The organism is Lysinibacillus sp. NPDC097231, assembly GCF_044761885.1.
Lineage (GTDB): Bacteria > Bacillota > Bacilli > Bacillales_A > Planococcaceae > Lysinibacillus.
In genome coordinates, this window is sequence record NZ_JBIWDH010000016.1 from 92,182 (window position 1) to 101,456 (window position 9,275).

At 33.3% G+C, this 9,275-nt stretch carries 10 protein-coding genes; 3 read left to right on the forward strand and 7 right to left on the reverse strand.

The window, feature by feature from the left end; translation table 11 throughout:
- Together ACIQXF_RS11700 and ACIQXF_RS11705 are read right to left on the reverse strand one after the other, a co-directional pair.
- Complete coding sequence (locus ACIQXF_RS11700) at positions 1–1,167, reverse strand: DUF6421 family protein (RefSeq protein ID WP_402783012.1); 1,167 nt, start codon at positions 1,165–1,167, stop codon at positions 1–3.
- Between the two features lie 527 nt (positions 1,168–1,694).
- Positions 1,695–2,183, reverse strand: a complete 489-nt coding sequence (locus tag ACIQXF_RS11705) for a metal-dependent hydrolase (RefSeq protein WP_402783014.1) — start codon at positions 2,181–2,183, stop codon at positions 1,695–1,697.
- Between the two features lie 238 nt (positions 2,184–2,421).
- Between ACIQXF_RS11705 and ACIQXF_RS11710 the strand changes: the two genes are divergently transcribed.
- Both ACIQXF_RS11710 and ACIQXF_RS11715 read left to right on the forward strand, forming a co-directional pair.
- On the forward strand, positions 2,422–3,666 hold the full coding sequence (locus ACIQXF_RS11710) for a ferredoxin reductase family protein (protein ID WP_402783016.1): 1,245 nt from the start codon (positions 2,422–2,424) through the stop codon (positions 3,664–3,666).
- A gap of 207 nt (positions 3,667–3,873) precedes the next feature.
- Complete coding sequence (locus ACIQXF_RS11715; protein WP_402783018.1) at positions 3,874–4,500, forward strand: nitroreductase family protein; 627 nt, start codon at positions 3,874–3,876, stop codon at positions 4,498–4,500.
- A gap of 175 nt (positions 4,501–4,675) precedes the next feature.
- On the opposite strand, the gene ACIQXF_RS11720 is transcribed toward ACIQXF_RS11715, so the two are convergent.
- The 4 genes from ACIQXF_RS11720 to ACIQXF_RS11735 form a co-directional block, all read right to left on the reverse strand.
- Positions 4,676–4,783, reverse strand: coding sequence for a putative holin-like toxin (locus ACIQXF_RS11720; protein WP_240518187.1), 108 nt, complete (start codon positions 4,781–4,783; stop codon positions 4,676–4,678).
- A gap of 585 nt (positions 4,784–5,368) precedes the next feature.
- Positions 5,369–6,514, reverse strand: a complete 1,146-nt coding sequence (locus tag ACIQXF_RS11725) for a copper amine oxidase N-terminal domain-containing protein (RefSeq protein WP_402783021.1) — start codon at positions 6,512–6,514, stop codon at positions 5,369–5,371.
- Between the two features lie 153 nt (positions 6,515–6,667).
- Entirely contained in the window at positions 6,668–6,895 is a 228-nt protein-coding gene (locus ACIQXF_RS11730) for a YdbC family protein (RefSeq protein WP_402783023.1), read from the reverse strand.
- 62 nt (positions 6,896–6,957) lie between these two features.
- Positions 6,958–7,281: a pyrophosphohydrolase domain-containing protein gene (locus ACIQXF_RS11735; RefSeq protein ID WP_402783025.1), complete on the reverse strand. Its 324-nt coding sequence runs from the start codon at positions 7,279–7,281 to the stop codon at positions 6,958–6,960.
- Positions 7,282–7,550: 269 nt separating this feature from the next.
- Between ACIQXF_RS11735 and ACIQXF_RS11740 the strand changes: the two genes are divergently transcribed.
- Entirely contained in the window at positions 7,551–8,033 is a 483-nt protein-coding gene (locus ACIQXF_RS11740) for a hypothetical protein (protein ID WP_402783027.1), read from the forward strand.
- A 55-nt stretch (positions 8,034–8,088) separates the two neighbouring features.
- Here the strand turns inward: ACIQXF_RS11740 and ACIQXF_RS11745 are convergent, their stop codons facing one another.
- Entirely contained in the window at positions 8,089–9,153 is a 1,065-nt protein-coding gene (locus ACIQXF_RS11745) for a DUF1835 domain-containing protein (protein ID WP_402783029.1), read from the reverse strand.
- Between the last annotated feature and the right edge of the window lie 122 nt (positions 9,154–9,275).

Here is a 9,275-nt window from a genome sequence, read left to right on the forward strand (position 1 = left end):
TTAATGACTTATAAGAGTCTCAATAGAAGTGTTTTCACAAATGTTTATCATTGTTTGATATAGTGGTAATCGTTCATATTTATTAGTTTCTACACTAAATCCACCTAGTGATTTGCTGAGATTATCAATTTGTTTCTTAGCTTCTGCAGTTTCAAGGCGAGATATCTGTCTCTCAAACATATCAATATAATTAACTATTTTCTCCAATTCTTCGCGGAGCTCAATCACATCAATATGGATTTCCGTCCCATCAAAGACTTTTGTCCCAACATCATTTAAGAAACTATAAAAAAACTGAGAAGCACGGCTATCAAAATTAATATGAGGATCAATTTGTATTGGATAACGAAGTAAACGCTCGGCAAAAATTAGTTCAGCAAATAATAACCCTTTTTCTAATTTTTTATTAATATATAAATCTATACAAGCGATGATTGAATGTAAATCTACACGCAATTCTTCTAAAGAAGCTGCTGCACGACTCCCTTTAATATTTAGGTACTCTGGAATGGGTAATACCCCTGTTCGATGATGATATTCGTGAAGATAAACCCATGCAATACAAGCTTCTTGAATTTCTTCATCACTAGCTGATTTTAATACCTTAAAAGTTGAAGCAGTTGTTAATTGGTTAAGAATTGGTTTAGTTATGAGGTGATTTCTTTTTTCAAATCTATTTGTAAAATAAAATACCTTATGCTCATTTTTTATTGGTGCAGATGCAACGAAAAACTCAGGGAATAAGGAAACATTCATAGTTTCTTTAAAACCATCTGTACAACCTAGAACCGTAACCGGTAATACTACTGAACTTGGATAATGAGAAGTAATACTACTATTAACTTCATGTTTTTTATAGAGGATACACTCAAATCCAAATAATGGGTTATACGGACTATTAAACATCCCTGCTATGAAAGAAATTTCAGTATCGACTGTATTAATATATTCTCGCGTTTTGGAGTAATCAGGCTCGTTCCCTTCAATTAAAAATGAAATAGTTTCTTCTGTAAAAGCCCTAATGAGATCTTTTGATACTATTCCCTCAAGTTGTTTAATCTCAGAAATCAAATTAAATACATCATCTTCTTTCGGTTTCACATTACTTTTCAGATTATCTCTAATTTGACCAGTAATAGAAATAATTGTGTCCATATTTGAAATCAATTTTCCCACTCCTTATAATTTTCTTGCGGCAATTTCTAAAATATACAAATTTTGTGAATTGTCACAATTTATAGAATATACTATTTTTGTAAATTGTCAATACTTAGAAAATATAATAATTCTATAAATAGATTATTTTGATAATGGAGAACTATATATAACTCCCCTTTATTTTATTAATTCAACATTCTTAATTTTTTTAAATCGTTTTTAAAAAAATATTTATTTTACGATAGGATTTAAGGAGAATATTATGTTTTTAATATAAGGAAAAGTAAAAGATTAATTATACAAGGGTATATTTTTACGGAATATAATCTTGCTGAGAGGATTGGAAAATTTCTCTGCCCAAGTAAAAAATAATTTTTTTAAACGTTATGCGCATGTATTTCAATGGGGAATGTCCGTTTAAACCACCGTTAATATCACTGGTTTACTCCGAACTAAAAAAATACTCCCCATAAATAAACAGTTTTTTCATCTGTCTATCTAATGGAGAGTAACTCATTCTTATTGAATTTAATTACTTATAAGGTATCAATAAGCTTAACAACGATTTCATAGCTAAAATAGACAGAAAGCATCGTTAATAACATAAATACTACCTTTTCAACTTTACTACCTGTTTTGGTTGTAAGAGGCAAACGAATCGACATGGATATTGGGAAAAACAGCTTAACTCCCTGCTTTGTCCCCATATCTAGGAAAATGTGACTTGCTATCCCAATTACAATACCTGCTGAAATGGATTCATAAGGTACAAATGTATGTAACAGCATCATAACTAGAAACAAAAAAAGCAAACTATGTGTAAAGGAACGATGTCCAAATAACATATTGACAATTTTTGAAATGATGGGAAACTTCCTCCCAATTTTACTGCCACCGTGGCAAATATCTGGAAGTAATGCACCGATAACACCTGCTCCTACTAAAACAAGCGGATTATCACTAGAAATTTGTGCAAAAGCAAGGCTTGCCGTGATGCCCCCAACGATGTGTGTATTCCCTTGCATTATTACTTCCTCTCCTTATATTTCTTTTTTTAACCTCCTTAATTTAACACACTCCGCCTAAAAAAGGAACACACATTCCGAACATATACTCCCCTTTTTTCACTTGATAGTTTAATCAGCTAATATAAGAGATAGTTGAAATAAAAAAACTTCAAATGAACAAAAATATCAGAATCATTTCAGGCTATTACTGTATATATTGAATGATTCTCGATAAAAATAGGATTGGAGGTTATTTATGAAATCTATCAAAGGAATTATCTTTATCATACTCATGATGGCTAGTAGTGCTTTACTGTGGTATTTCGCTACACCTATGGAGCCTATAAATATTATTAACAGACTTAGTCACATCGTCGGGGGCTTGGCCATTACGGGATTTTTTCTAGTCTTTTTATTATCAACAAGAATGAAAGTCCTTGAACGCTGGTTCCATGGACTAGAGCATGTTTATTTTTATCATAAATTATTAGCGATTTTTTCACTGTTCATGGTGATTTTACATGGGCAATTGCAAGATCTGGTCCCTCGCTGGGATAGAGTACACAAAACTCCGCTCCTTGAATTTGCGAAAGAGCTAGGATCGCTTGGCCAATTTGGCTTCATAGGACTTATTGTGATTGCACTTTTTGCTAAATTTCTAAAATATGAGCGCTGGCGAGTCTTTCACCGCTTATTGCTTATTCCTTATGCATTCGGTATATATCATGCTTATTTTTCAAGTAGATACGATTTATTGCAGCCAACACCTTTAGGAATTTTCACTGCACTCACTACGACCATTGGATTTATGTCAGCATTATACATGCTTACGATGTATCAGGATATGAACTTTAAGCATACAGGTAATATTACAGGTATCAAAAAAATGAGTTCCAATGTTATTGAATTGGAGCTAACACTTGATAATAAGATCTCCTATCGACATGGACAATTTGTTTTTATCAAGATTTTTCAAGATGGATTGGAAAAGGCGCCACATCCCTTTTCTATTTCTGGCGGTGATGGAGAAAAAATATTTTTGACCATTAAGGCGCTTGGAGATTATACGAAGAACGTCTATCATTCCGTTCAATTAAACACACCGGTCGCACTAAATGGTCCATATGGACATTTAAACTTTGAAAAAGGGGCACAGCAACAAATTTGGATTGCAGGTGGCATCGGTATTACTCCATTTTTATCCTATTTACAATCACAGCCCATTGATCGAGATATTGAATTATTTTACACATATCATGGTCAAGATAATGCCATCCAAAAAGAACTTTTACAGGAGTACACAAGAACGTATCAGCAATTCAAAGTGAACTTTATTGATACTGCTCAAATGGACAGGCTGTCATTTGAAAATTATTCAGTCCCAGCGCATTCAAGCATTTTTCTTTGTGGCCCTGAAAAAATGGTGAGACATTTTGCCAAGCAATTGAAATCCAATAATAGCGATATCCATATTGACTTCGAAGCGTTTAAATTTAGATGACGCTCATAAAATAAACGAAAAGACTTAAGCCCTTTCGTTCATTTTTATAAGGTCATTGGTTTGCCATCGCCTGTTGAATAATTTTCTGAACCTTCTAAGTCATCTCAAGCAGCAACCAAGACTATCTATTTCGAGCAATTTACTTGGAATTTATAAAAGTTTATCGTATAGTAAAATCTCATTAATATATTAAGGAGATTTTCAACAATGACGATAACAAAAAGCTATTTAAATAAAGTAATGCATGAACGTAAATCTGTTCGTAAATATGATGCAAATTATAAAATTCCACAAGCTGAATTAGAGGACTTACTTGTAGAAGCAACAACCGCTCCTTCATCAAGTAATTTACAGCCTTGGCGCTTTTTAGTGATTCAAGACGATGCAGTAAAAAAAGAATTACGGGCGATTGCCAATAACCAGGAGCAAGTGGAAACAGCCTCTGCCATCATTGCTGTTTTAGGCGATACTGAAATGTACCAAAATGTAGAGGAAGTTTATACAAAAAACTTCGAGCTTGGCTATATGAATGAGGAAACAAAAAACGTGATGATTGAAAACTCATTAAAACTGTATCCAAACCTACCTAAAGAAGTTCTTAAAAATATCGCTACATTTGATGCGGGCTTAATTTCTATGCAAATTATGCTTTTAGCAAAAGATATGGGCTATGATACGGTTACTATGGGTGGCTTTAATAAAGAGGCTTTTGCAAAGCATTTCGAACTAACAGAAAATCTAGTGCCAATCGTCTTAATCGCGATCGGAAAAGCAGCAGCACCAGCTTACGGCTCATCTCGTTTAGCGTTAAATGACATTGCAAAATTCATTTAATCCAGCGAAAAAGACTGTATCAAATGTTCTTTTTAGAATAAATATGATACACTAAATATAGAATAAAAAAGACTGGATGCGTCAACATCCAGTCAAAGCAACAATCATGCCGCAAAATAGCGGCTGACCAAGTTAAAGTTGTAGAAAAAGTCACCTTACTTAGCCGGCAGGGTGGCTATTTCTTTTTATTTTGAGAGACAATAATACTAAGCATCAGCGTAAGTACTGCAATTAGCAAAAGACTACTCTGCACAATCAAACTGAATGCTTCAAATACTGTCATCCGCCTCACCCCCTTTCAAGAGGGAGTTCAGCCGCCACCTGCTTTATGAATTGTTGCTACTGCTAGTCTAACAATTTTATGGAATATATTCTACGACAAATACTCAGAAAATTTAAATAAAACATTTCTCCAGAACTAACATACTATCATTATTAAGGATATTTTTGGCTCATCACCATAACGTGTGGTTGATTTCCGTTCCGACTGGGCGCTTTCTTGGGGCGTCGGAGCAACTAATCCCCAAGGAATCGCTCAGTCTCCACTCCAATCAGCTTATATAAGTAGGGAAATGTTTAGCTAGTGGGAACTATATTTTTCTCATTTTTTCATAGTATCTATCACAATAGGTATGTCATTATTAGGGATATTTTAAAAATAATATTTCTCATGAGCTACGATACATATTTTTTCATTGTATCCATTTTTGCCAAGCTATCTTATTTATGCACTAATTAATATTTACATTCTTTTTCTTTTAACAACAAGTGGTGAGGATAATGACGATTAAGCAAAAATTGGCTGGCTTAAGTCCCTTATAATATCGAACTCAAACCAGCCAGTCGCTGCATCATTTAAACACTAACTTTAAGGGGTTACTACCTCATGATTATGACCCTCAAAGTCTATCCTGTAATTACCAAAAGTTTCTTTTCTTTCATCTGAGCTTAAATTTCCAAATCTATTATAGCCAAAAATGTAGATGCCGTTATCATCTATTTTCCAGTTATATGAATTACTTAAAGTATCAAAACCATAATAAAACCCAGGCTTGCCTAAATAATCAGAAACCCAATGCCCATTTTTAAATGTTGCACATTTTAAATTACTTGTTTCATGAGCATTTACTACACCACGCTCATATCTCGTTAGATAATATACATTATTCTTATAAGCTTTTACAGTCTTAATTGGTGCTTTTTCAATGGCTACTCTTGTAATGGTTTGTCCATCAACATAATATAATATAAATTCTCCCGTAGTGGCATAAGCGTAGTCCATATAAAAATTACCCATATCTGTTTTAAACCATATATCCCCTAGTTTAATCACATTTTTATCCTCAACAAATTCCTGATAAACAAAAGGTTCAAAATCAGAAAAATTATTACTATAAAGTAATTGACCTTTTTCTTTGATCACTGCCATAAAACGGTCACTATAGACAATTGATTTTTCTTGATATAGCAATTCACAAATGCGTACAAGATTAAGATTCTCAAGCTCTGAAGCATCTATATTCCTTATAATAATCAAGCTATAAGGTTGTATTTCTTCATTCTTTAAATATACTACTTTTTTATTAAAACCCTCACCAATATATCTTAAAGGAATATAGGTTGAATTATTATAAAGATTTGCAGAAACATCCATTTGAATCTGTTGACCATTAACGGACATAGCCTTGCTCCCTATTTTCAAGGTTATTGTTTTATTAGAATATTTAATGGTTATCGTATTATTTTTAGGGTTGAAATCTACTTTTGCGCCAAACCCCTCAGAAATAAAGCGAAGTGGCACTAGGGTTCTTCCATCTTTTTTAATTGGCTGTACAGCCGACACCATATGCCCATTTACAAATGCCTTGGAGCTTTCAGGTGACATAATGATACTATTATTAAGGTCATCTTCTGTAATATCATTATAATGTTCACTAAGATTTTCTGCTTGAGCAGTTTGACTAAAAGCCAAGATCAATGAAAGAGTTAATAATACTATTATTCTTATCTTCATTTTTTATACACCTTTCATCCTCATATAGTAGTATAGTCAGGAGAATCAGATCTTCCTCAGAGCAAATCCAAATTGTTAGTTCATTCATAAGTATCACTTCTCAATCGCTAACCTCTTAAAAGCAAATACAACACTAAAGTTTCCCTCTGGCCATTAATCCAAATCTGACAATTTACCTAACGCCTCTTTCAAAATCTGCATTTCCGATAGTGACAGCGTTAGCCCCTTCCCCATTTTCGTATGATCCTCTGACCAATCTCGAATATCATATTTCGGTTCACGATTATTCCAACTAATTAGATTTAACTCTTTCTTCCACCCTTTACTACCTTCGGATAATACCGCGAGTGTTTTAATGATTTCGTATTTAATTTCTGCCATAAATATACCTCCATTTTGTTATTACCTCTTATATACATATTGTTTTTAGGAGTGCTGTCTACCTACTCCTCCACATCAATTAAATAAATACCTTCCGTAAACCCTCCTCGATACAGCCTCTTTTGAATACGTTTCTGTTCCAATTGCTCATAGGAGACTCTGTACACATGTATTGCTGCATGTACTAACTCCAAAATATCCGCAAGTTCCTCAACTGCCTCTTTTGGAGTGCTTGCTTCTTGAAACTCTAAAACCTCCTCTTGCATTTTCACCTTTATACTTGTTAAATATTCTTCTTTTTCTAACACCCTTGTTCTACAAGTTTTGCCACTGGCTTCAATGACTTGTGGAATGAAATCACGTACTAATTTATTGTATACTGGCATGTTTTTGTCCCCTTTTAATTTTTACTAAAAGCTCTCTATTTTCCGTGTCTCTGTTGATTCTTTAAAACTAGTATACCAAAATTCCAAAGGGTATTTTTTGAAACATTCCCACTATATACTCAAAAAGCCATCATTAAAGACTTAATTTCACGAACCAAAATAGCATAAATATGACATATAAACTAATAATTACATAAAAATCTCTATAGATATAAAAATTTAGTATTGTTATTATTATAAAGCATTTCATTTGAAGGGAGGTTTTACCGATGAGCTATGATTCTTATTATGATTACGATGCGGTATTAGGTGGGGTATTTTTCCTAATTATCGTTGTAGCTCTTGTATTAGGTCTAATCGCATATATTGTTAGTGCACTTATTTATTTTATGGCATCTAAAACGAATGGCTTTGGTGATGTGGCTTACATCGCTTGGATTCCTATTATCAATGTCTATAGTCTTTTCCTTCTAACGGCAAATGGAGCTGATCATAAAACGGTTCGTGCGACCGCTAAAAAATATACGCTAATTTATATTGGTCTATTAATTGTTTCTTTTATTCCAATTATCGGCTTTATAAGTACTCTTTGTACTACTGTCTTTATGTTCTATTTCACATATCGCCTGTTCTATCGTTGGTCTGGCGAAAAAGGAAAGGCTGTTCTTTACATTATTCTCTCGTTCGTAACTGGTGGATTATTCTTTTTCATTTATGGTTTAATGCGCATGAACAGACCATTCGTTGCATAATTATTGATGCACAAAACCTCTTTATGTCTTTTAATAGACTAAAGAGGTTTTACGCTTATTTTCGTAGTTTAACACTATAATGTCTCATAGATTTTGGAATGCCTTTTAAGGCAAGTATCCCACTATAAACCAAATATCTTATTCTATATTCTAAAAAGAATACACTTGGCATCTCGTCCATTAGTGGTAAAAGTTCCATAATCACAGTTCCTGTCTGTATAAAATCTTTGGTTTCTTGTTTTTGATGCAACCTGTTTATCGTCTCTATGATCAAAGAATCATAATGATTTTCTGATACTCCTTTTATTTCGTTATCCATCCATAAGCGTAAAATATCTTTCATTTGAGATAATTTCTCCCATTCTTTTTGATAATAAAGGCGCTCTTGAGCAGTTAATGGCTTTTGGTCCTTGATATTCGTAAATAAATGTTTTAATTGCTGTGATTCAATCTGACTTGTATAGAAAACAGGCGAATTAAATCTTTCATGGTGTTCTGTAGTGTTAATGAGAAAAATCTCATTTGTCTTATTTCGTAGTAAATAAAGAATATATCGAAGTCCACTTTGTTCATGTGCGTTGTTGCCATACCATATATAAATAGGAACGTGATATGGAATATCCTCTATTTCACGTAAAGCATTTGTAAACTTATTGAGATAAACATAGTCATCCTGCTCGTCATTTATGTTTTCAAATAACCAAGTATTTCGAATTGCTTGCCCTTTCTCTTCCTCTAGCTTCCACAATGGGCCGATGGAAAAGAAATCAGGAAATCCAATCACATATTTAGGTGGCTCAAGTGCTACCCTCACGGAACCTGCTTCAGATTCAGAACAAACGATATGAACCGCTAAGGCAGGCGTATTTGTTACTTCCTGGTATGTAGAACGATGTTTTTGAATATTATCATTGATGACTTCCACCATTTTGATCAGTTCTTCTTGTTCTAGACAGAATGTCCACCCCTTAAGAGGTTCCCTTTCCACATGCTGAAATGCCTCAAATTGTTCGTTTTGCTGTAATTCATAGGACTTCCATTCAAAATCATTCATTAAGTCTGTTGCGCATAGATAATTTTGTGTTTTAATTTTATAGACAAAAACTGTAGTTGGCTCCATAAAAAAATAAATAAACGGATAAATTATCACTACCGTCGCATAAATTTTGATTGAATTTTCTGTTTTCTCACTTTTTTGTTTAAGAAGAAAAAAGAAAACACACAAACAACGGTGATTGACAT

Excerpts from the sequence above, each read along its gene's own strand:
- ACIQXF_RS11705 (WP_402783014.1), bottom strand. The coding sequence starts at position 2,183 with ATGCAAGGGAATACACACATCGTTGGGGGCATCACGGCAAGCCTTGCT.
- ACIQXF_RS11710 (WP_402783016.1), top strand. The coding sequence starts at position 2,422 with ATGAAATCTATCAAAGGAATTATCTTTATCATACTCATGATGGCTAGT.
- ACIQXF_RS11715 (WP_402783018.1), top strand. The coding sequence starts at position 3,874 with ATGACGATAACAAAAAGCTATTTAAATAAAGTAATGCATGAACGTAAA.
- ACIQXF_RS11720 (WP_240518187.1), bottom strand. The coding sequence starts at position 4,783 with ATGACAGTATTTGAAGCATTCAGTTTGATTGTGCAGAGTAGTCTTTTG.
- ACIQXF_RS11725 (WP_402783021.1), bottom strand. The coding sequence starts at position 6,514 with ATGAAGATAAGAATAATAGTATTATTAACTCTTTCATTGATCTTGGCT.
- ACIQXF_RS11730 (WP_402783023.1), bottom strand. The coding sequence starts at position 6,895 with ATGGCAGAAATTAAATACGAAATCATTAAAACACTCGCGGTATTATCC.
- ACIQXF_RS11735 (WP_402783025.1), bottom strand. The coding sequence starts at position 7,281 with ATGCCAGTATACAATAAATTAGTACGTGATTTCATTCCACAAGTCATT.
- ACIQXF_RS11740 (WP_402783027.1), top strand. The coding sequence starts at position 7,551 with ATGAGCTATGATTCTTATTATGATTACGATGCGGTATTAGGTGGGGTA.
- ACIQXF_RS11745 (WP_402783029.1), bottom strand. The coding sequence starts at position 9,153 with ATGGAGCCAACTACAGTTTTTGTCTATAAAATTAAAACACAAAATTAT.